The 23,660-nt window shown below is 34.8% G+C and carries 27 protein-coding genes; 26 read left to right on the top strand and 1 reads right to left on the bottom strand.

Going from position 1 to position 23,660, the window contains the following annotated elements; translation table 11 throughout:
* Positions 1-10 precede the first annotated feature (10 nt).
* On the top strand, positions 11-1,801 hold the full coding sequence (locus DW761_RS05675) for a MutS family DNA mismatch repair protein (RefSeq protein WP_117516744.1): 1,791 nt from the start codon (positions 11-13) through the stop codon (positions 1,799-1,801).
* Entirely contained in the window at positions 1,798-3,978 is a 2,181-nt protein-coding gene (locus DW761_RS05680) for a DNA topoisomerase III (protein ID WP_117516746.1), read from the top strand. Before DW761_RS05675 ends, DW761_RS05680 begins: the two co-directional genes overlap by 4 nt.
* A 69-nt stretch (positions 3,979-4,047) precedes the next feature.
* Here the strand turns inward: DW761_RS05680 and DW761_RS05685 are convergent, their stop codons facing one another.
* Positions 4,048-4,572: an NUDIX hydrolase gene (locus DW761_RS05685; protein ID WP_117454793.1), complete on the bottom strand. Its 525-nt coding sequence runs from the start codon at positions 4,570-4,572 to the stop codon at positions 4,048-4,050.
* 207 nt (positions 4,573-4,779) lie between these two features.
* On the opposite strand from DW761_RS05685, the gene DW761_RS05690 reads away from it, so the two are divergent.
* The 24 genes from DW761_RS05690 (at position 4,780) to DW761_RS05805 (ending at position 23,650) form a co-directional block, all read left to right on the top strand.
* On the top strand, positions 4,780-5,220 hold the full coding sequence (locus DW761_RS05690) for a SpoVA/SpoVAEb family sporulation membrane protein (RefSeq protein WP_117454792.1): 441 nt from the start codon (positions 4,780-4,782) through the stop codon (positions 5,218-5,220).
* Between the two features lie 4 nt (positions 5,221-5,224).
* On the top strand, positions 5,225-6,217 hold the full coding sequence (gene spoVAD / locus DW761_RS05695) for a stage V sporulation protein AD (protein WP_117454791.1): 993 nt from the start codon (positions 5,225-5,227) through the stop codon (positions 6,215-6,217).
* A gap of 2 nt (positions 6,218-6,219) precedes the next feature.
* Positions 6,220-6,570 (top strand): stage V sporulation protein AE, encoded by a 351-nt coding sequence (gene spoVAE, locus DW761_RS05700; RefSeq protein ID WP_117454790.1) that lies wholly within the window; start codon positions 6,220-6,222, stop codon positions 6,568-6,570.
* Entirely contained in the window at positions 6,567-7,916 is a 1,350-nt protein-coding gene (locus DW761_RS05705) for a spore germination protein (RefSeq protein ID WP_117454789.1), read from the top strand. The genes spoVAE and DW761_RS05705 overlap by 4 nt, the downstream gene beginning before the upstream one ends.
* Positions 7,917-7,972: 56 nt before the next feature.
* Positions 7,973-8,473, top strand: a complete 501-nt coding sequence (locus DW761_RS05710) for a GNAT family N-acetyltransferase (RefSeq protein ID WP_117516748.1) — start codon at positions 7,973-7,975, stop codon at positions 8,471-8,473.
* Entirely contained in the window at positions 8,470-8,973 is a 504-nt protein-coding gene (locus DW761_RS05715; RefSeq protein WP_117516750.1) for an AAA family ATPase, read from the top strand. Before DW761_RS05710 ends, DW761_RS05715 begins: the two co-directional genes overlap by 4 nt.
* 4 nt (positions 8,974-8,977) lie before the next feature.
* Entirely contained in the window at positions 8,978-9,874 is an 897-nt protein-coding gene (locus DW761_RS05720) for a DUF4261 domain-containing protein (RefSeq protein WP_117454786.1), read from the top strand.
* A gap of 146 nt (positions 9,875-10,020) precedes the next feature.
* Positions 10,021-10,761, top strand: a complete 741-nt coding sequence (locus DW761_RS05725) for a segregation and condensation protein A (protein ID WP_117454785.1) — start codon at positions 10,021-10,023, stop codon at positions 10,759-10,761.
* Entirely contained in the window at positions 10,748-11,305 is a 558-nt protein-coding gene (gene scpB / locus DW761_RS05730) for an SMC-Scp complex subunit ScpB (RefSeq protein ID WP_117516752.1), read from the top strand. The genes DW761_RS05725 and scpB overlap by 14 nt, the downstream gene beginning before the upstream one ends.
* Positions 11,306-11,695: 390 nt before the next feature.
* Positions 11,696-12,403 carry a response regulator transcription factor gene (locus tag DW761_RS05735; protein ID WP_117516754.1) on the top strand — a complete coding sequence of 236 codons (708 nt, stop codon included), beginning with the start codon at positions 11,696-11,698 and terminating at the stop codon, positions 12,401-12,403.
* Between the two features lie 2 nt (positions 12,404-12,405).
* Positions 12,406-13,326, top strand: coding sequence for a sensor histidine kinase (locus DW761_RS05740; protein WP_117454782.1), 921 nt, complete (start codon positions 12,406-12,408; stop codon positions 13,324-13,326).
* A 143-nt stretch (positions 13,327-13,469) separates the two neighbouring features.
* Positions 13,470-14,393: an ABC transporter ATP-binding protein gene (locus DW761_RS05745; protein ID WP_117516896.1), complete on the top strand. Its 924-nt coding sequence runs from the start codon at positions 13,470-13,472 to the stop codon at positions 14,391-14,393.
* Positions 14,377-15,120 carry an ABC transporter permease gene (locus DW761_RS05750; protein ID WP_233513036.1) on the top strand — a complete coding sequence of 248 codons (744 nt, stop codon included), beginning with the start codon at positions 14,377-14,379 and terminating at the stop codon, positions 15,118-15,120. Before DW761_RS05745 ends, DW761_RS05750 begins: the two co-directional genes overlap by 17 nt.
* Before the next feature lie 9 nt (positions 15,121-15,129).
* Entirely contained in the window at positions 15,130-15,867 is a 738-nt protein-coding gene (locus tag DW761_RS05755; protein ID WP_117516758.1) for an ABC transporter permease, read from the top strand.
* Positions 15,851-16,036 carry a PspC domain-containing protein gene (locus DW761_RS05760; RefSeq protein WP_117516760.1) on the top strand — a complete coding sequence of 62 codons (186 nt, stop codon included), beginning with the start codon at positions 15,851-15,853 and terminating at the stop codon, positions 16,034-16,036. Before DW761_RS05755 ends, DW761_RS05760 begins: the two co-directional genes overlap by 17 nt.
* 619 nt (positions 16,037-16,655) lie before the next feature.
* Positions 16,656-18,296, top strand: a complete 1,641-nt coding sequence (locus DW761_RS05765) for a SulP family inorganic anion transporter (RefSeq protein ID WP_233513037.1) — start codon at positions 16,656-16,658, stop codon at positions 18,294-18,296.
* The gene (locus DW761_RS05770) at positions 18,293-18,868 is read left to right on the top strand and encodes a GNAT family N-acetyltransferase (protein ID WP_199485597.1); all 576 of its coding nucleotides are present in this window, start codon (positions 18,293-18,295) and stop codon (positions 18,866-18,868) included. Before DW761_RS05765 ends, DW761_RS05770 begins: the two co-directional genes overlap by 4 nt.
* Positions 18,869-18,925: 57 nt before the next feature.
* Positions 18,926-19,903, top strand: coding sequence for a D-alanyl-D-alanine carboxypeptidase family protein (locus DW761_RS05775; protein WP_117516763.1), 978 nt, complete (start codon positions 18,926-18,928; stop codon positions 19,901-19,903).
* On the top strand, positions 19,900-20,472 hold the full coding sequence (locus tag DW761_RS05780) for a spore maturation protein A (RefSeq protein ID WP_117454775.1): 573 nt from the start codon (positions 19,900-19,902) through the stop codon (positions 20,470-20,472). Before DW761_RS05775 ends, DW761_RS05780 begins: the two co-directional genes overlap by 4 nt.
* Positions 20,465-20,977: a spore maturation protein gene (locus DW761_RS05785; RefSeq protein ID WP_117516765.1), complete on the top strand. Its 513-nt coding sequence runs from the start codon at positions 20,465-20,467 to the stop codon at positions 20,975-20,977. The genes DW761_RS05780 and DW761_RS05785 overlap by 8 nt, the downstream gene beginning before the upstream one ends.
* A gap of 75 nt (positions 20,978-21,052) precedes the next feature.
* A complete protein-coding gene (locus DW761_RS05790; protein ID WP_117516767.1) occupies positions 21,053-21,310 on the top strand; it encodes a hypothetical protein in 258 nt (85 codons plus the stop codon).
* A 29-nt stretch (positions 21,311-21,339) separates the two neighbouring features.
* A complete protein-coding gene (locus DW761_RS20970; protein ID WP_158553755.1) occupies positions 21,340-21,516 on the top strand; it encodes a hypothetical protein in 177 nt (58 codons plus the stop codon).
* A 57-nt stretch (positions 21,517-21,573) separates the two neighbouring features.
* The gene (locus DW761_RS05800) at positions 21,574-22,395 is read left to right on the top strand and encodes a hypothetical protein (protein ID WP_117516771.1); all 822 of its coding nucleotides are present in this window, start codon (positions 21,574-21,576) and stop codon (positions 22,393-22,395) included.
* Positions 22,388-23,650, top strand: a complete 1,263-nt coding sequence (locus DW761_RS05805; RefSeq protein ID WP_117516773.1) for a hypothetical protein — start codon at positions 22,388-22,390, stop codon at positions 23,648-23,650. Before DW761_RS05800 ends, DW761_RS05805 begins: the two co-directional genes overlap by 8 nt.
* Positions 23,651-23,660: the final 10 nt, after the last annotated feature.

A 23,660-nucleotide genomic window follows, 5' to 3' on the forward strand; every position in this document is an offset into this window, starting at 1 on the left:
AGTGTTGACAATGAATCAAACAAATATAGAAGCACAGATGAAAGCATTACATCAGGATATGAAAACATTAAAAGAAAAAGCATCCCGCTTTTCTACCATTCGCTTTTTATTAGTGATTGGTGTTATATTTTTTATTTATCAGGCAGAATCAAGTAATCGGATTTTTTATATGGTATCCATTATACTCGTTGTGGTTTTTCTGTATATTGCATATTTACATCGTCAGGTAAAAAGCAAATTAGAAGATAAAGAAACCATGATAGAAGTGTATGATGGTATCGTAAAACGTAAAAATGAAGAATGGAAAAACTTTGAAGATCAAGGGATAGACTTTTTAAAAGAAGATATGACGCAGGAAATGGACTTAGATGTGTTTGGAAAAGCAAGCCTGTTTCAATATTTAAATGTCGCAAGTACATTACATGGAAGAGAAGCACTTGCTCACTTATTATCCGTGAAAAAGCAACAGCCAGATAATATTATAAAACGTCAAAATGCGGTAAAAGAATTGATTGATAAACAAAGTTTTACGTTAGAAATGAACATGCTGTCACGTTTGTTTTCTAAACATGCCAAGAAATTAAAAAAGAAAAAGCTAGACAGCTTTTTAACTTATATGGAAGAAACTATGGCATCACAGGCTGTGATATTAAAACTATTATCTTATATTATGCCAGTCATGGTAATCCTATCCTTTATCTTATGTGGTATTGGAAAACTTCAAATTGAAATCGCAATGGGATGCTTTACCGTAACTTTATGCCTTGCTTTTATCTTTTTTATGGGAAATAGTGCGCAACTGTCCTATGTAGAAAGTATGCATGATTTGATTATTGATTATGAACGAATGTTTGTGAATGTCGCAAAGCAATCCTTTGATTGTGAAGAATTAACACAGTTAAAGCAGCAGTTATCCGATGCACAGGATGGTATCCGTAAATTAAATCAAATATTAGGGTTTGTAAGAGTACGCAGTAATTCAATCTTATTCTTATTTGCCAATGGCTTGTTTTTAATGGATTTTCATTGCATGCGAGCATTAAAAAAATGGAAAGATCAATATGGAAATCATGTTCGTGGATGGTTAGAGGCAATTGGTGAAATGGAAGCGTTGATGTCACTTGCCCAGTTAGGATATGCAAAAGATCATATCTGTTTTGGAGAAGTATCAAATACTTTTATGATCGATATGAAGCATATGGCACATCCTTTGATCAATGAAGAAAAAGCTGTTTCTAATTCCTTACAGATGGTGGATGGCTCTTATGTGATTACAGGAAGCAATATGTCAGGAAAGACGACTTTCCTTCGTACCATTGGTGTCAATATGATCTTGTTTCAGGCTGGAGCACCTGTATGTGCTGATGAATTTATCGCTTCACCATTATCCATTTATACTTCCATGCGGGTACATGATGATGTCAGTGAAGGCATTTCTACTTTCTATGCAGAAATCCTTCGTATTAAACAGATGATGGAGGAAAGCAAAAAGAAAGAACCAATGCTGGTATTGATTGATGAAATATTTAAAGGAACCAATAGTGCGGATCGTATCCTGTGCGCAAAACAGGCAATTGTCCGATTACATTTGCCATGGGTGATCTGTGCAGTTAGTACACATGATTTTGAGTTATGTGATCTGGAATATGATGAGAAGATACAGGCAAGAAATTATCACTTCTCTGAATACTATGAAGATGATCGAATCCATTTTGACTATACGTTAAAAGATGGACGTTGTAAGACAACAAATGCGAAGCAGCTGATGAAAATGGCCGGCTTCTGGGAGGAATGGAAATGAAAACTTTAGTATTGGCAGAAAAGCCCTCTGTAGGAAAAGAGCTGGCAAGGGTACTTGGCTGTAAACAAATGAAAGAAGGATATGTAGAAGGCAATGATTATGTTGTCACATGGGCATTAGGACATTTGGTTACTCTGGCTGATCCACAGGATTATGACAAACGATTAGAAACATGGAATATGGATGATCTTCCCATGCTTCCTGAAAAAATGCAGTTAAAAGTAATGAAAGAAACAGGCAGACAGTTTCGTGTTGTGAAACAGCAGATGTTAAGAAAAGATATCTCATCGCTTGTCATTGCGACAGATGCAGGAAGAGAAGGAGAACTTGTGGCTCGCTGGATCATCAAAATGGCTGGGTTTCATAAGCCATTAAAACGATTATGGATATCTTCTCAAACGGATAAAGCAATCAAACAGGGTTTCGCAAATTTAAAAGATGCGAAAGCATATGAACCACTTTATCATAGCGCTGTTTGTCGTGCGGAGGCTGATTGGCTGGTTGGTTTAAATGTAACACGTGCATTAACATGTAAATTCAATGCACAATTATCCGCAGGTCGTGTACAGACGCCAACCCTTGCCATGATTGTGGCAAGAGAGGAAGAAATAAAAAAGTTTAAGCCGGTAGAATATCAAGTAATGAAGATTAAGAGTGATGGTTTTGATTTACAATATATAAATGAAAAACAGCAGTCACAGATTTTTGATAAAGAAAAGGCACAACAAATAGCTAATGAATTAAAAGGTCAAAAACTTATCATCACAGATGTGAAGAAAACACGAAAAAAAGAGTTGCCACCTTTATTATATGATTTAACAGAGTTACAAAGAGATGCGAATAAACGTTTTGGCTACAGTGCCAAACAGACTTTGAATATTATGCAGAGTTTATATGAAACACATAAGCTGCTTACGTATCCAAGGACAGATTCACGTTATATCAGTGATGATATCATCCCGACTTTAAAAGAACGTCTACAGTCAATCTCTATTGATGTTTATGAACCATTTGCGCAAAAGATATTGAAAAGTGGTATAAAAACCAATAAGCGTATCGTTGATAACAGTAAAGTAAGTGATCATCATGCAATCATTCCAACGGAGGAATATGTAGAACTACATCGTTTATCAAGAGATGAACGTAACATCTATGATTTAGTAGTCAGACGTTTTTTGGCAGTTTTTATGCCAGCTAGTGAGTATGACGTTACAAGAATTAGTGCAAAATGTAAAAACCATACCTTTAAAACAAGTGGTAAAATCGTAGTCGAAGCTGGATGGAGAGCATTATATAATCTAAAAGATGTCTTTGATGAAGATGAAGAAGAAATTGATGATCAAAGCCTTCCAGCAGTACAAAAAAATCAACAGTATTCTATTCATCAGGTTGTATTATCTACACATTTCACCAATCCACCAGCCCGTTATACAGAAGCAACTTTATTATCCGCAATGGAGCACCCAGGCAAATTTATAAACAATGCTAAAATGAAAACTATTTTAGAAGATGCGAATGGCATAGGGACTGTCGCAACTCGTGCAGATATTATTGAAAAGCTGTTTAAAACCAATTATATTGAGAAACGTGGTAATTATATCTATCCATTAAGTAAAGGAATCCAGTTAATTTCTTTAGTGCCGGAAGATTTGCGTTCACCATTATTGACAGCCAAATGGGAAGAAAAATTAACTAAAATTGCGAAAAATCAAATGAAGGATGGCGCATTTAAACAAGAAATGCGCACCTATGCAACTTCACTTGTAGAAGCCGTAAAAAACAGTGAAGCAAATTATCGCCATGATAATATGACGATGAAAAAATGTCCTGTTTGTGGTAAAAACTTGTTAGAGGTCAATGGGAAACGTGGTAAGTTATTGGTGTGCAGTGATCCTTCCTGTAAATATAAACAGCAATTATCTTTTATCAGTAACGCAAGATGTCCAAACTGTCACAAAAAGTTAACTGTGGTTGGAGAAAAGGAAAAACGTCTATATACCTGCGGCTGTGGTTTCCGTGAAAAATTTGACCGTTTTAATGAACAATTAAAGCAAAAAAGCAATAAAGCCGGTAAACAAGAGTTAAAGGCATATATGAAAAAGCAGGAGCAGGAAGTAAAACAGGAAAAAAGTGCTTTTCAGCTGGCATTAGAAGAAGCAATGAAGAAAAAATCATAATTTATATTTAAAATAAAAGGGCTGGGCAGTTCACACAATGTTGTTAACTATCCCAACCCTTTTTGTTTATTATCTATGCATAGCTGCATATTGAATCGCAATGATTGTTTTCGCATCTATGATTTCTTTGCGTTTGATCATATCTAATGCCTGATCAATATCATACCAGCATAATTCGATTTCTTCATCTTCATCCATTGCTTTTGGATGCTCCACAGGAATTAAATCACTTGCTTCATAGATATATAATTTCTCATTACAGAAACCTGGCGTCGAATAAAATTCACAAATCAATGATAAATTATCACAAGTAAAGCCACTTTCTTCCTCCAATTCACGTAATCCACAGGTATAAGGATCTTCATCTTTTTCTAACTTACCTGCGGGTATTTCCAACATCATGGCATCAACAGCAGGACGATATTGATGAACAAATAATATCTGATCGCCTTTTCTGGCTAAAACACCAACGCCGCCGTGATGGTGTACAATATCTCTTTCAAATTGTTTTCCTGCATCATCTTCTATGATATCCTTGCTGATGGTAAAAATTCTTGCTTCATATGTTTGTTTTGATGATACTTTTTTTTGCATGTCAACTCACCTCGACTTTCATTATAAAGCAACTTGCTTCTTTCAACAACCTTATTTAAACATATTCAAATGATATTCTGGTTTAAACACTGGATCTTTTATATGCAAGACAGCTTTAAAGAACTGGTTGATTTTATGTGAAGATTTTTTGAATTTTGCTTATAAAACCTTATGGAATGCACATACTGAAAGGGAAGGAGGATACATATGAATAATAAACAATTAAAAGAAACAGCGAAAAAACATGAACCTGCCAAGCATGCAGGAAAACATGCACTGATAGCATTTTTAAGCGGAGGTGCATTAGGTGCTGCAGCCCAGTTGCTGATGCGTATCTATATGATTGTATTAGGTATTGATCAGGAAACAGCCATGCCCATGTGTGTGGTAACTGTCATTCTGATTACTTCTATATTAACAGGATTTGGTGTCTTTGATAAAGCAGCTCAGGTGTGTGGGGCAGGACTATTTATCCCCATTACAGGCTTTGCCAACTCACTTACTTCTTGTGCATTAGAAGGAAAAACAGAAGGCTTTATTTATGGTATTGGAGGCAATATGTTTAAACTTGCAGGTAGTGTATTGACCTATGGCATCGCAAGTGCATTTGTCTTTGGTACGATCCGCTATTTGATGTTTGGAGCGTAGAATTATGACAACGATAAATTTTAAGAATGTATATGTCAAATCTAGAGCAACTGCTGTAGGTCCTCTTGAAAAAGATGGTCCACTAGGTGATTTATTTGATAAAAGCTATGATAATAATTACTGTACAGAAACAAGCTTTGAAAAAGCGGAACGAATGCTTGTTTATGATGCAGTAGATGCAGCGTTACGAAAAGCCTCTTTAAAGGTAGATGATATCGGCTTATTAGTAGGCGGTGATTTAATTAATCAATTAACAAGTTCTCATTATTTTGCGAAGGATTTAGCTGTACCGTTCATCGGTATGTATGGCGCATGTGCTACTTCTTCTCTGGTTATTGGACAAGGGGCATTATGGGTAGAACACGATATGGCAGACAATGTGGTAAGCTTCACAAGTTCTCATGTAGCAACAGCGGAACGCCAGTTTCGCTATCCTAATGAATATGGTGTACAGAAAAAAGAAACTACGACTTCAACGGTTACGGGTGCAGGTGCTGTCGTATTATCTAAAACACCCTCACATATAAAAGTCAGTGCATTTACACCTGGAAAAATTATTGACTGGGATCATAAAGATGCCAATGATATGGGCTTAGCAATGGCTCCGGCTGCTTTTGATACCATCCAGACACATTTTAAAGATACTCATCGAGATTTTAAAGATTACGATATGATCGTGACAGGCGATTTATCAAAAATTGGATTTTCATTCTTAACTGATTTACTGGTACAGGAGAATTATCACATTGATAATCGTTTACATGATTGTGGTTTGATGATGTATAACTTTGATGATCAGGAAGTATTCTGTGGAGGAAGTGGATGTGCATGCAGTATGTGTGTATCTTTGACAAAGCTTTTAAATATGATTGAACAAGGGGAAATGAAACGTATTATGGTAGTGGCAACGGGTGCATTACTATCCCCTGTGGCAGTGCAGCAGAAAGAATCTATTCCATGTATCGCACATGCCATCGTTTATGAAAGGAGTGAGTAAGCATGATGTATCTGAATGCATTTCTTGTTTGTGGTGCTATCTCTCTTGTGGGACAGTTGATCTATGATCACAGTAAATTAACTGCTGGACATATTACATCTTTGTTTGTGGTCATCGGTGCGGCACTTGATACTTTTGGCTGGTATGATAAATTGTTAAAATTTGCAGGTATGGGAGCAAGTCTTCCCATCACAAGCTTTGGACATTCCCTGATTCATGGAGCACTTGCGAAAGCGCAACAGGAAGGTTTGATGGGAATATTACTTGGCATGTTTGATTTAACAGCTGCAGGAATTACCTCTGCCATCTTGTTTGCATTTCTAGTGGCATTGGTGTTTAAACCAAAATCATGAAACTGCAGGAGCGTTATGACATCATATCCTCACAATTATCCTCATCATTTGATGTGGTATCCCGTCATTTATCCATACAGGGAACACAGGCATGGGTATTCTTTATATCCAGTTTAAGTGACAGTGCCTTAATCACAAGACTTGTGGAAAGCTTTGTATCTACTGTATCCAACCATTTAAATATCACGTTTTATCCCGGTGGTGTAGAAGCAATACAGGATGATAAGAAAGCCATTACCAATTTATTAAGCGGACAGGCACTTGTGCTATTAGAGCATAGTGATGATTATTACTGTATAGAAACTAGACATTATCCCGCCCGATCTACTTCAGAACCCAGCGTAGAAAAAAGCGTAAGGGGATCACATGATGGCTTTGTGGAGAATGTGATTTTAAATGTTGGATTGATACGCAGAAGGATTCGTGATCCACGACTTGTGGTCACGATGAATAAAGAAGGCGTTAAAACCAGAACGGATATCGCATATCTGTATATTGATGAATTGGTGGATGTAGATGTTTTACAAGACTTTGAACACCGCTTAAAAATGTTAGATGAAACAGAAATATTAAGTGAGCGTAATCTGTGTGAATCCTTATATGGCAAAACGTGGAATCCTTATCCACATGTGCGTTATACAGAACGCCCAGATATCTGTGCCATTCATCTTCTACAAGGATATCTTATTGCCTTGGTAGATAATTCACCAACAGCCATGATTCTTCCCACTACCTTTTTTGAACAAACCAAACAAATCGAAGAATATACCCAGACAACCATGGTTGCCATATTTACCAGGGTATTGCGTTTAATTGGTATCGCATTTTCTTTATATCTATTGCCACTTTGGATTGGACTTTTGATTGATCGTATTCCTACGATGTTAAAACTTCCCATGTTGGATATTCATCCCATCACCTTTGGTTTTCAGGTGATTTTGGCGGATATCGTTGTGGAATGGATTCGTCAGTCCCTGATTCATACACCCAGTATCTTATCCAGCATCATGAGTTTTATTGCGGTATTTGTGTTAGGTGATATGGCGATTGAATTAGGTGCCTATACATCAGAAATATTAATTATGGTGGCGGTATCAAACATTGGTAATCTTTTAACTCCAAGTTATGAGTTATCCCTTGCGAATAAAGTCTTTCGTATCTTCATTGGTACCCTGGCACTTTTCTTTGGATGTAACGGATTTTGTATTGGCGTTTTCATTCATATGCTGATTTTACTGTCTACAAAAACAATCAAGTTTCCTTATTTATATCCCTTCATTCCATTCTCCTATAAGGAATGTAAACGAATTTTTGTGGGGGCACCTATTAAAGTTAAAAAAGATTAGTTATCTAGTCTTTTTTTATCAAAGTAATATGAAACTTTCCATGATACAATCTTATCATGGATTTTTTAGATGGAATGTTTTACACTTTCCATGGTATAATAAACACGGTTGGAAGTGATACGATGATACGATATGCGACAATTGAAGATGCAGATGCTATTTATGAATTGATTTGTGAATTAGAAGAAACAGCCTTTGACAAAGATATCTTTTTTATGCATTATAAGCGTAATTTAAAGGATGATAAATTTATTTATATAGTTGATGAAAATAGTGGCGTTATCGCTTTTGGCAGTATTTATTTTCATTATCCCTTACATCATTGCGCAAAAATCGCAGAAATTGAAGAATTATGTGTAAAACAAACGCATCAACATCAGGGAATTGGTTCTAAAATGTTTACCGCCTTATATACATGTGCAAAAGAAAAAGGTGCTTTACAAGTTGAATTATCCTGTAATAAAACCAGGCAGATTGCACATGCATTTTATAAAAAACAAGGGATGATGCAAGAACATGATAAATTTACTTATTCTTTGGGAAAGGAACAAAAATGAAAAAATTAATATTGATCAATGGAACCATGGGGGCAGGTAAATCCACTGTATGCAAAGCGTTGAATAAACGCTTGCCTCATAGCGTTTGGCTAGATGGTGACTGGTGCTGGATGGCAGATCCATTTGTGGTAAATGAAGATACCAAAGCCATGGTTCTTGATAATATCACTTATCTGTTAAACAATTTCATATCCCAAAAAGATTATGAACATATCATCTTTTGCTGGGTGATGGATGAGGCAGCTATCATCAATGAAGTAATCAGCCGTATATACAAACCAGTTGATATTTATACCATCACCCTTCGTTTAAAAAATGAAACCCTCACAAAGCATTTACAACATGATATTGATACAGGAAAACGTCATGCTTCCTGTATTGCCCAGAGTTTAGCAAGACAACAAAAATATGAATGTCTAGATACCATCAAAGTTGATATAGATGATCAGCCGATAGAAGATATTTTGGATGAGATAGAAGAAATCATAAAAGGAGAATGAAAAAATGGAAGAAAACGTATTACAACAAGATGTGCAGGATGTAGCACAGGAGCATCATTTATTATTTGCGAAACTGTTATTTCATGAAAAGCCGGTATTATGCAGTGCGGATGCATATAAAGAAGCTTTAGAGAAACGCTTAGGTGACATAGATCTTGTCAGTGATGGAAACTTATCCATGTTTGCGGTAAAAGGATATTGTACAAAAATGTTAAATGACGCAAAAGAGGAAGTAGAAGTACCTGCGATGCTGAATATGATAGAACCATTGGAATTTAAATTGGATGCCATTAGTGATCTAGAAAAAAGTCAGTATTGGGATGTAGAAAATGCATTAGAACAATTATCAAATTGTCAATATGGAATTTCAGTCTTTGATATGATGAGCATTGGCCTACCATATCAAAAGCGTATGGAATTAATGGTTCATGCAGTAGAAGCAGCTTTGGAAATGTATCCGGATTGTATAGGAACCTATATGGATTGTTCAGGAAAATTTATGACACGTGATCAAATATTATCTGTACAAGATAAAGATATTGTCTATCGCTTTATTAATATGTATGTGAATGTACGTTTCTTCAATATTCAAGGAAAAGAAGATGAGCATGTAATTGACTCTATAGGCGCATATGCTTTAGAATATCCAGATGTACAAATGCATTTTCATTCTTTAAACCCTAATCATGTCGTTGGTTATGTATACAATGTGTTATCTTATCAGCTGGAACATGATTTTCCAATTGAATCTAAAGATACCATTGATGGTATTAATCAAGAAGGATATATGGATCAAAATATTCCATGGACCTGCCAGTATGAAAAAAGTCTGATTCAGCCAATTCGTGATGTATTGGATATCTGCCCAAAAGAATTTGCGGCAGGAAATCGGGAAATTTAAATCATGACAGGAAAATATGTAGGCATGAGCTTACATATTTTCTTTTTTTCTTATATTGACAAACCTTTAGAAGCATAGGGAAGGCTTAAGAAAATATAGCACAAACGAAATTCCTATGATATAATTGTTACTTGTGAGGTGGTACAATGGCATTTACAGTAACGATAGATCAGTTTGAAGGACCTTTGGATTTGATGCTGCATCTGGTAAAAGATAATAAACTGGATTTGTTTGATCTGGATATGGATGTTTTAACTGAACAATATCTGACCTATTTGAATGCCATGGAATCCATGCATTTAGAAGTCGCAAGTGAATATTTGGCAGAACTTGCAGGACTTTTAGAATATAAAAGCAGAAAACTATTGCCACGAGAAAAGGTGGAGGTAGAAGAGGATTATGAAGAAGATAAACAAAAGCTTGCACAGCGATTGTTGGAATATCAACGGTTTAAAGAAGTAACAGCTGATTTTGAAAAGAAATATGCAGAACGACAGATGTTGTTTTCAAAGCCGTTAAGTGAAGAAGCAAATAAATGGATCAAAACAACGATTGAAGAAGATTTAAGAGGAAATCCTTATGATTTGATCAAAGCGATGCAAAAGGTAATTCGCCGTCAGGTGCTGGCACATCCTTATGAAACCAAAATGACGGTAAAAGAATTATCTTTGGATGAACGTGTTGTACAGATTAAAAAACGTTTGAGAGATTGGAAAGGGAAGATGAGCTTTGAAGAATTATGTAATGATTGTACTAGTCTGCATATGGTCATCGTTACATTTCTATCAATACTGGATTTAATCCAGCACAGGGAGTTAAGCTTTACGATTGATCAGGATGAAGAAATATGGATTATTAAAGGAGAAGAAGTATATGCCACAGCCTAATATGAAGAAAATATTTGAAGGTCTGTTGTTTATCGCAGGGGATGAAGGATTAAGTGTTGAACAGATCAAAAGCTGTTTAGAGGATGATAAAACAGCAGAAGATATTGAAAAGCTATTGGATGAAATGATGAAAGAATATTTAGAAGATGATCGTCGTGGGTATGAGATGGTACGCTTTGGGGGAATCTATAAATTTGTATCTAAACAGGATATTCATCCTTATGCGGAAAAAATGTTCGCATCTACAAAGATTTCAACCTTATCGCAGGCAGCACTTGAAACACTAGCGATTATTGCGTATAAACAGCCCATTACACGTGGAGAAATTGAAGAAATCAGAGGTGTAGGCTGTGATATGATGGTTAGAAAGCTGTTAGCTAGAAACCTGATTAAAGAATGTGGGCGAAGTGATGCACCAGGCAGACCGTTTCTATATGAAGTCACAGATGAATTTATGGATGCGTTTAAATTAGAAAGTTTAAAGGAACTGCCAGAACTGCCTACTTTCCATGAGGATGAAGATAGTGAATTATTTGAGGATTAAGCTCCTCTTTTTTTATATGCATGGGTATTTACGAGTCATAATCTATAAGTTATACTATCGATATAAAAAGAAAGAAGGCAATGATGATGAAATATTTTCGATATATAAAATTACTATTTAGCTTTATCATTTTTTGTATGATGCTGACACTGTTTTGGAAAGGCAGTATTGCGTGGATGAAAGGATTCTTGTGCTTGAGTTTATAGAATCTCACACATTTCTTTTGTGGTCACTATTATTCATCAGTTTTTTCTCATTGTTTTTAGAAGCCATAATGTTTCTAAAAAAGAAAGATTAATTTTATACTCTGCTTAATCAGGGACACTTTCTTGATTTTGTTGAAATATATGAATATAATATTAAACAAAAGATGAGGAGTTGGAATAGATCATGCATAGTATTTTGATTATTGATGATGACAAAGACCTGTGTGCCTTAATGAAAAAGTGCATGGAACAGGAGAATTTATATGTTATGATTGCTCATAATGGGATAGATGGGCTACATCTGATGGAAGAAAATAAAGATAGTCATACATTGGCACTTATCATTTTAGATGTTATGATGCCTTACATGGATGGGTTTCAGGTTTTAAAGAAAATCAGGGAGGAAAATAATATTCCTATTTTGATGTTGACAGCGAAGAATGCAGAGGATGATAAAGTCTTTGGATTACGCTTAGGTGCAGATGATTATCTGACAAAACCGTTTAGTATCAATGAGTTGATGGCACGGGTGAATTCATTAATTCGTCGTTATACAACCTTAAATCCTACTTTTACAGGAGATACAGAGCGCTTGATACTGAAAGGCATGATGATTGATAAAACAAGTCGTATTGTGGAGGTGAATGAGCAGCCTGTAGAATTAACAGGTAAAGAATTTGATCTATTATTATTTCTTGCGTCTAATAAAGGGCGTATATTTACAAAGAAACAGATTTATACGCAGGTATGGGAAGATGAATATGCATTTGATGACAGCAATATCATGTCTTTCATTAGTAAGTTAAGAAAAAAGATAGAACCAGATCCAGAACATCCATTTTATATACAGACCATTAGAGGTGTTGGTTATCGATTCAATAAGGAGGCATAAAAATGGATATACAACAGTATCTTTTCATTGCACTCATCATTGCCTTGTGTATCATCATCTATCTGCTTGTGAAGTTGTATCATATCAAAGAACAAATTACATTTATCAAAGATGTTTTACAGGATTTAAAAGATGGAAATTTAAACAGACGTGTACTTGCGCAAAAAGACATGACAAAACAAATTTGTTATGACATTAATCAAATCGCAATGAGTGCTCAGGCACAGTTGATTCATCAAAAACAGTCGGAACAGGCTTATAAACGCTTAATGACAAGTCTTTCCCATGATGTGAAAACACCTCTTGCTTCTTTGGTGGGATATCTGGAGGCGATAGAAAATAATATTGTGACTGGTGAAGAAAAAGATGCATACCTTCATGTGGCTTATGAAAAATCACAGCATTTAAAGCATTTTGTAGAAAATCTGTTTGAATGGGTAAAATTAGATTCTGGAGAACAAGTATTTCATTTTGAACGTTTGGATATAAATGAATTATCGCGTAATATTATGGCGGATTGGATACCTGTTTTGGAAAATAACCATAATGCATACGAAATCGATATTCCAGAAAATGAGTGTTTTATGCGAATTGACCAAAATGCGTATACCCGTATTCTTAATAATCTAATACAAAATATAATCGTTCACAGTGAAGCAGACCTGCTTAAAATATCTTTAATGGAAGAACAAGAAAAGGTACAGATCATTGTAGCGGATAATGGAAAGGGCATCACCTCACAACATCTGCCTCATATCTTTGAGCGATTATATCAATGTGATGACTCACGCTCCGCTAGAGGAAATGGGCTGGGACTTGCGATCACAAAAGAACTTGTAAGCATACATAAAGGAACCATCATCGCCAACAGTACTCCTAATGTTGGAACTGAATTTATCATATCATTACCAAAAGCTCTGTAGAGATACGGAGCTTTCTTGTCGTAAAGCAAGGTAAAAGCAAGATTTCAGCAAGGTTTTGGCAAGGTTGTTTCGATATAATGCATAGTGTAAGTGGTAAATAATCATTACCATATTACTGGTTTATGGAAAGTGAGGTAATTGATATGAATGAACATGTAATACAAACAAACCAATTAACAAAAAAATATGGAAAACAAACAGTTGTGAACAAAGTGAACCTACATGTGAAAGAAGGTCGTATTTATGGCTTGTTGGGGCGTAATGGTGCTGGGAAAACAACGATTATGAAAATGATTTTAGGATTGACGCCAATCACTTCTGGAAACATAGAAGTGTTTGGAAAAAATATAAAAGGACTGGAAAAGAAAATATATCCTCGTATTGGCGCAATCATAGAAACTCCAGGATTTTATCCAAATTTGACAGGTACAGAAAATTTAGAAATATTCGCAAGACTGCGGGGCACACCAACCCATGATGCGGTAAAGAAAGCCTTACAGATTGTTGGACTGCCTTATAAAGATAAAAAAACCTTTGGAAAATATTCACTTGGAATGAAACAGCGTCTTGGAATTGCGAATGCGATACTGCATGATCCAGAATTGTTGATTTTAGATGAACCAACCAATGGTCTTGATCCTATCGGCATAGCAGAAGTCAGGGAGTTTATTAAACGATTAAGCAATGAATATGGAAAAACAATCATCATTTCCAGTCATATTCTTTCTGAAATCGCATTACTTGCGGATGATATTGGTATTATTGATCATGGTGTGCTTCTGGAAGAAAGCAGTATGCAAGCATTAGAAAAACGAAATCGTAAATACATCTTGTTACAGGTATCCGATGTGCCAAAAACAACGCTGCTTTTAGAACGTCAATTTCATATATTTGATTATTCTGTACAGGATGAACAAACCATTCGTATTTATGATACAACACTGCACATGGGAGAAATCAATAAAGCGTTATTTATGGAGAATATCACTGTCATCAGCTCTAGTATCTGTAATGATACCCTGGAAGATTATTTCAAAAAAATCACTGGAGGTGAGGGCATTGCTTAAACTGGTTTCAATTGAGTTTTGTAAGCTGCGCCGTAAGAAACAGATATGGCTCATGTTATTGTCAGCGTGGATCATGCCATTCTTTGCTTTTCTATATTTTGGTTACTTAGGGCAGAAAGATATAGATCCTGCAGCGTTTTATAAATGGTCCTCATACAACTATACGTTATTTATTATCCTTCCATTTGTATTAGGTTTATTTGCTACCATGTTGATGCATGATGAAAACCGATATGATATGTTGAAACAGTTATGGATCGTACCGGTAAGTAAAATGGGTTTACTATTTAGCAAGTTCTTTGTTGTATTGATCTATGGCATCTGTTTTATGTTATTAAATGTATTTGCATCTATATTGTTTAGTGTGTTACCACATTATGTAGCATTTGACTGGGGCGATATCCTGCGTTTACTTGAACGAAGTATCGAGATTGCGGTATTGACAGCTGTTGCGATACTACCCGTCTTTGCGCTATCCGCTTCACAAAAAGGTTATATATTTCCTGTATGTGTAACGTTGATCTATGTATTTGCCGGTGTATTTATCACACCTGTAAATTCCTGCATACATCCTTTATCCTGCGTTTTTGTGATTATCGCAAGAAATGGAACACTTTCAGGTTTTACACTTCCACAGACGAATGTTTCCATTGCCTTTATCAGCCTTTGCATATGGGGCATAGCTTCTGTTTTATTTGCGAACATAAAGTTAAGCAAAAGAAAGTAAGGTGGAAGCATGCGGATATTATTATGGGCAGAATTTCAAAAACTCAAACGTTCTAATATTGTTTTTATTACAATGCTTGCGACTGTTTTGATTGCAGTTATTGTTTATATTGGTGGAATTACAACATTATCCAATGAACAATTATCCATGGATTTAACTGGCTGGTATCTGACAACTACACAGGTATGGGCAACATTATTTGTCCTGCCTGCCATGATTGCCCTTTTAGGAAGCTACATGATTTGCCGTGAGGAACAAGAGGATACTATGAAATCTTTACGCCTCATTCCAGTTGATGAAACAAAGCTGACATTTGCGAAGCTGATCGTGACATTTATATTTTGTGTTCTCATATATTTATTGTTGTTTTTCATTACGCTTTTTATAGAGGTTTGTGTACATGTATCTCATCTGTCATGGGCACTAATCGGCAGCTTTTTCAAAATGTATCTGTTGGATGGGATTGGTGTATTCTTTGCTGTATCACCATTCATTGCGATTGCGCCCTATTTGAAAAAAAGTTATTGGGTATCCATGGTGCTTACGGAAATATATTCTTTTGCAGGACTGTTTATGAGTATGTCACAAACGTTAAAAACATTATATCCAATAACAGCTGTTTTTGGTATATCAGGTTATTATGATACAACTACACAAAATTGGATATGTTCTCTTATCATATTATGGATATGTGGCTGTATATCAGGCATGTTAGTAAAAGGGTTACATCATGAAGAAATTGGTTAGAGTAAGAAAAGGAAGATATTTAGCCGGTGTATGTGGTGGCATAGCGAAATTTTTTGATATCGATCCTAAGATAATACGTTTGTTGTTTGTATTGTTTACACTGGCTTATTCCAGTGGTTTGATTGCGTATATTATTTTTATGATTGTCATGCCAAAAGAAACAAAATAAGATATTTTGCAAATTATTCCATAAAACTGTAAATTATTCCAAAAATGTTTACGAATGAAAAGATGCGGGTTATACTGTAAACGTAACAAAGGTACAAAGAAAAAAGCTTATTAACAAATGGTTCATGAAACTGGCAAGAGGTAGGAAGAACATAATAAAGTATCTATCTTATCCAGCGTCAGGATAGTAATGGCCACTTGTGAAAAGGCTATAGAGAAACATCAAGAATGACAAAAACCGATTAGACTTGGAAGTATGCAGAACATACCAGAGCCAAGGACGTCGGGAATCATGTAGTCAGGAAGGATGACATCAAGGAAAAGTCAAGCAGGTGAAAGCCATGAGGAACAATGTGTTGGAAATGGTGAAAGCCTAAGGCGTGATAAGAATTGATGAAAAAGTATCTATAGCAGCTGAAGGAACATGTGAAATGGTGAAACTGATCATAGAAGAGATGAGGAAGCCAGAGAGTATTAGCATGACTTCAGCGCAATATAGAAAAGAAGAAATCGTTCAAGGGTTTCTTCTTTTTTTGTGAAAAATGTAATTTTTTTGTTTCATTTTGAATAAAAAACACATATAATAAAACCTGTCTATTATTTTTGAGGAGGAAATTGTTTTGAACACGTTTGTAAATGATTTAAAAAGGGAATTCAAGGGATATAATACACAGCGGTTTTTAAAAGATCTGCTGGCAGGATTTACAGTTGCGGCTGTTGCTTTGCCACTTGCTTTAGCATTTGGTGTCAGCAGTGGTGCAGATGCTGCTGCAGGTATGATTACTGCGATTATCGCTGGAATCGTTATTGGAGGATTATCTGGGGCATCTTATCAGATTTCCGGACCAACCGGTGCTATGAGTGCTATCTTGATTGGCTTATCTGCCACATATGGTTTACAGGGAGTCTTTGTGGCATCTTTGATGTCAGGCATTATATTGATGCTTGCCTCTGTATTTAAAGTTGGAAGAATTGTTTCATTTATTCCTTCAAGTGTTGTGACCGGTTTTACCAGTGGTATTGCGATCATTATTGCTGCAGGACAAATTGATAACTTCTTTGGGACAACATCATCTGGAACGAATCTAATTGAAAAACTGGCGTCTTATGGACAACTTGGGTTTTCTATTGATGGGATGACATTGTTGTTTGGTGCCATGGTTGTTGGTATTATGATCATATGGCCTAAAAAATGGCAAAGTGTGTTTCCATCATCACTTGCGGCAATTCTAATTGCTTTAACTTTCCATATGCTCTTACCTTATGAGGTAAAAGAGGTAGGTGCAATTCCATCCACTCTGCTTCCGGATGTCCGCTTGTTTATGGATCAGATACCATGGTCAAATATGCAGAACCTGATAATGCCGGCTGTAAGTATTGCTGCTTTGGGAATGATTGAATCCTTATTATGTGGGGCAAGTGCATCAAAAATGAAAAATGAACCCTTACATGCCGATCGTGAACTTTTGGCACAGGGGATTGGAAATACGATTTTACCATTCTTTGGTGGTGTACCTGCTACAGCAGCTATCGCTAGAACAAGTGTTGCCATTAAAGCAGGCGGACAGACACGTCTGGTATCGATGATTCATTCTCTTGTATTATTGGCATCTATGTTTTTGTTAGGACCTTATATGTCAAAAATACCCATGGCAGCACTTGCCGGCGTATTGATGATGACCGCATGGCGTATGAATGAATGGAGAGAAATTCATCACATGTTCGATAAAAGGCTGAAAACCAATCTGGCACAGTTTTTTACAACCATGATTGCGACCATTGTATTTGATTTAACAATCGCCATTTTCATTGGCATCTTAGTATCTTGTATTTTATTTATTGTGAATAACTCTGATTTATCTATCAGTGTAGAAGATGTCGATTTTAAGCGATTAGATAAAGATTTAAAATATTCACATGAACAAACCAAACTGATATACTTAAGTGGTCCAATGTTTTTTGCGACACAAGGAAAAATCAAGCAGGTATTAAAAGCGTCTATCACAGAAGCAGAAGCATTGATTTTCTCTATGCGTGGAGTTCCATCTATTGATCAAAATGGTGTACAGGAGTTAAATGATATCGCTACAGGCTGTAAAAATCAGCATATTCGTGTTATATTATGTGGTGTAAGTGCATCTGTCATGAATCAATTAGAACGCTATGAAATACTAGAAAGCTTTGATAATATCGTATGGGATGCGATTGAAGCAATTACTTATTTAGATGGCATTTACCATGAAGAAGAAAGGAGTATATGATGAATATACGATTTGCGAAAATAGAAGATGCACAGGCAATTTTAGATATCTATGCTTATTATGTAAAACAGACGCAGATCACGTTTGAATATGATGTACCATCCTTACAGGAATTTCAAACACGTATGAGTGATATCATGAAGGATTATCCTTATCTGGTATTAGAAGAAGATGGACATATCATCGGATATGCTTATGCGCATCGCATGTTTCAAAGAAAGGCATATGACTGGGATGTTGAATTGTCACAATACTTTCACAAGGAGTATACATCCAAAGGCTATGGTAGTATCCTGTTTCAGGCAATGATCGATATCTTAAAACTGCAGGGTATAAAAAATGCATACAGTCTGATCACACTTCCAAATGAAAAAAGTGAAGGCATGCATCAAAAATATGGTTTTGAAAAGTGTGGCGTATATCATAAGACAGGTTATAAACACGGCCGTTGGCTGGATGTGGGTGTTTATGAAAAAAATCTATTGCCATATGATGATCCAAGTCCTGTCATATCCATACAGAATTTAAATAGAATACAATTAGAAAAGATGTTGTCCGCATATCAAAAATGATGTGTCAGGACAACATCTTTTTCTGTTCTTCGACATATACTTGTGAATGGTGATGATATGAAAAAATGGGGTTGTATTTTATTATGTTTACTAATCCAGTGCAGTGTTGTACATGCGGACAGTTATTGTGTATTAAGCGAAGATGATAATACAGTGATTGAAGAAAAAGATATGAATGAACCACAAAGTGTCGCAAGTATCTCAAAAATCATGACAGCAATGATTGCAATAGAAGAAGGCGATTTAAAAGATACATGGAATGTAGGGGATGAAATCAAACTGGCAAATGGCAGCAGTATCTACTTAAAAGCAGGCCAACAAGTCAACCTGCAGGATTTATTATATGGATTGATGTTACGCAGTGGAAATGATGCGGCAGTTGCGATTGCGACACATGTCAAAGGAAATGTGGATGATTTCGTGAAAGAAATGAATAAAAAAGCCAGACAAATTGGCATGCTGAATACCACATTTCATAATCCAAGCGGATTAGATGAAGAAGATGGAGGAAATATTTCAACGGCTTATGATATGGCAATATTAATGAGCTATGCGATGAAAAATGATGATTTTCAGAAAATTACAGGCGCTAAATATTATACAAGTACATGGAACTATCGCTGGAAAAATAAAAACCGTTTATTATTTGAATTTCCATTTACCACAGGAGGCAAGACTGGCTTTACAAAAAAGGCCGGAAGAACACTTGTCACAACCGCCAGTCATGATGGTGTAAACAGTGTAGTCGTGACACTTAGAAGCAGTGATGACTTTGCATTTCATGAAAGTAAACACCAGGAGGTATTTGAAAAATATAAAACTGAAGTGCTACTGAATAAAGGAACCTATTGTATTGGGAAAAAACAGATTCAAGTGGATACGGATATCGCTGTAAGCCTTCAAAAAGATGGTAAAGATACCTTGCAGGTAAAAAGTCATGTAGAGAAAAATAATTTTGTGGTGGAAGTCATTAAAAATAATGTCAGCAATGTTTATAGCTATCCTTTACAAAAGGTGAAAGGAGATCAGTCATGAATTTTTTATGGGTTGTCATGATTCTTGGAAGTATCGCGTATGCATTAGCAAATGGAGATGTGAATATCATCAATGATGTATTTGTGAACGTGGGCAAAGATACCTTTGATTTTGTGATTCCATTGTTATGTGTCACGGTATTTTGGAACGGTGTATTATATGTCGCAAGGGAAGCAGGCATTATTCATTTTGTGGAACGTTTGATGCATCCACTTTTAAAATGGCTGTTTCCAGATTTGAAACATGATGAAGAAACACTTGGCTATGTCGCAACCAATGTCGTTGTTAATATGGTAGGACTTGGTTCAGCGGCCACCCCTGTTGGATTAAAAGCAATGGAAGGTATGCAAAAACATAATGAACAAAAAGATACAGCAACCCGCTCTATGGTGACCTTTCTAGTATTAAATACAGCAGGAGTAACTTTATTCTCTACAACCCTTGTCGCTATGCGCTCCAGTTTTCATTCCATAGATGTTATGGGATTTTTACCATATGCCATCGTGTCCACATTATTCGCAAGCTTTATAGGAATCATGGTTGATCGCTGGTGGAATTATCATGAATAAAACAGCTTATATCATGCCCTGTATTGTATTAGTCATCTTTGTGATTGCATTTTTTCGCCATGTCAAAGCATATCCTGTATTTACTCAAGGAGTTAAAGATGGATTATCTTTGTTTATGGATATCTATCCTGCCTTGCTTGCGATGATGTTTGCGATTACTTTACTTAGAAAAAGTGGCTTGATGGACATGATTTGTAACTTTATGTCATCTATGATCAAAGGCATACCTTCTCAAATATGGCCGATGGTATTCTTTCGTCCAATATCAGGTAATGCCTCCTTAGCAGTTCTTGCGGACATCTTTCAAACATGTGGTGTAGATTCCTTAGCAGGGAATATGGCCAGTATTATTCAAGGTTCTACCGATACAACGTTTTATGTAATTACCCTTTATTTCTCCAGCGTAGGTATTAAAAAAATAAAAAATGCATTATCGATTGGGTTGATTGCGGATGTTGCGGGTATCTCTATGGCAATTCTTTTAACAATGCTGTTTTTTGCATGAATATGAATATACTTTATACTTCTATAATTCGTAAGAAATGAAACATTCTATCATTAAAAACAGCGAAAAAAAGCTATGAAAACGCTTGCATTAGTATCTCTTTTTAAGTATAATTATCTTAGAAAAGTATTTGTATATCAAATCAAGAAGGGAGCAGTTTATGAAAAAAGAAATATGATTTATTTGCTGGCTGTAGCAGGTATCTTATGCGCTATGACAAATGTAGATGCTGCATCTTTTGGAATTACCCAAATAGCAGCCACTAATGGAACACTTAGCAAAGTAGTGACAAAAAATACAAATGAAAAAAATGGACAGCTAAATTTGATTTAGATGGAAAAGTTAATACCATGATACTTTGTATGTATAATAATCCATCTACTACATTATTAGGAGATAATATTATAGTAAAAGAAGGAGGCGGTCCAATCACTAAAGCAGCAAGAGGACAAAGTGGAGAATCCGTAAAAGTAGTATGGAGAGATTATGAGGGAAATGCGTTTGCATACACCTGTAAAGGGGTAGTAAATGTATATTAAAAATAAATAAGCAATCGTCTGATTGCTTGTTTTATAATTTTTTTGGGAGGATATGATATGCTACAAACTCTAAAAAAAGATGTGTATCTTTTATTACATAAAAAGATATTTCTAATTATGTTGATAATATTGACTCTGCTTTTTTCGTATATTTCATTAAGAGATATAACGGATGTATATACGAAAGGTTATTCATATCAACATCATTTTATAATAGGTTCTGACTATTTGAAAATTTCGTTTAAAAATGGATTGTTTAATCTGATTCCTTTGCTTGTTGTGTTCCCATTTGCAGATACATGGCTTAGCGAAAGAAATATGACAGATGTGGTTTTTACCAGGGTAAATAAAAAAAATTTTTTTACCTCTAAGTATTTGATTTGCTTTCTTTCTGGATTCTTATTATTATTCATTCCTTTATTGATTAGCTTTTTGTCTGAAATATTAATGTTGGATTTACATACAAATCAAATGACAATGTTCACTTATATTGCTGCTGAAAATAATTTTAAAGAATTGGAATCAACATTTACTTTTTATCAATTATATGCAACTCATCCATATATTTATATATTAGTTTTTTTTGCAATTGTCAGTACATATGGAGGTTTGTGTGCCATGCTGGCATTTTCTATTAGTTTAATTTGTAAACAAAAAGTGCTTACATATATTGCTGTTTTTTTTCTATCGTTTATACCTAATATTCTTTTTTCATTTCTTAATGATCCTTATGGAAAGTGGTATTTTCAGGCATTAATATCTCCTTACAATACAAACGCTAAATTAAGTGTATGGGTCTATTTTGTGTTTTTGCTCATGTTCTTATTAATTGATTTTGTGTTATTCAAAATATATGCGAGGAGGGATCCTTTTGAATAAAAATGCTTATATTTATAAATCCAAAATAATAGATGCAATCTTCTTTTTTCTTTTAACTTTGACGGTACTTTATCGTTGGAAAATTGGATTAGGTGGAGAAAAAATTATAGAATTCTTTTTTGAAGGTATGCAATTTCTATTTTTGCCAATATTTATTTGTTTTATATTTTATCGTGTTAATCGCTATTATAATAACATATTTTGTCAAATACGATATAAAGATATAAATGAATGGAACAAAAGCTTTCTAAAAGATTGTGTACTTGCTAGCTTTATTCTTGTTACATTGTATTATTTAATATTATTTCTATGTTGCTTTTCTATGACATTATCGTATATAAGATATATCTTGATTTTATATATCCATACACTTTTAATTTTTGTTTTTATTGCTCAAACTAATCATCAATGTATTATAACGAAAAAGGCAAGTTTATCTTACTTTTTATGTTTAAGCATTAGTGTAGGATATATGATCATACTTAAGATTATGCCACCATTCTATAATTTTTACGTTGAAGGTAATGAAAATTATTTTAGTATTTTTATGATAATGACATTATCAATTTTTATCATCAATGTAACAATATTCATGTTGAAGTGGAAATGGGAATATTTATGTAAAATAAGCATGAATTTTTTCATTATAATTATGGCTATTATACTATTTTTGCTACAGAATATAATGTATCAAAATCTTTCTATCATTGATTCTATAGGGTTCCCACAAATCTTTTTCATTGTAATTACAGAAATTGTACTGCCATACTTTATGTGGATATCATCAACTGTATTTCTTGTGTCTGTAACATTAAATTTGATGTTTAAAAATTATCGTTCTCATTTATTGTTTTATGCTATTAGAATGCGAAATCGCAGCAAATGGTTAATGAAAACATTTTTGAAAGGAAGTGTTGTGTTATGCATTATGCTAGTATTGAAGTATGGTATAAATGAATTATTTCGAGCTAATAATATTTCTTTTATAACATACCTTGTCGAAGGTTATTTCAGAATTCAAATCTTAGTATTAACCATGTTTCTTATTTATCAATTTTATAAAGATACAAAACTATTTAGCTATGGAATGATTGTGTTTATTGTTATCACTTTTTCAAGTATTGTAACAGGAACTGGGGCTGAAATCATTTTAATGAGAACACATGATATACTAACAATAATTTGGCTTGGTGTAGTTATGCTACTGCTGTTTATAGGAAATTGTTACGCTGTGAATCATCTAGATTATTATTAAGGAGCTGATG

Origin of the sequence: Absiella sp. AM29-15, assembly GCF_003434225.1 — a bacterium.
Classification (GTDB): Bacteria; Bacillota_I; Bacilli_A; order Erysipelotrichales; family Erysipelotrichaceae; genus Hoskinsella; species Hoskinsella hominis.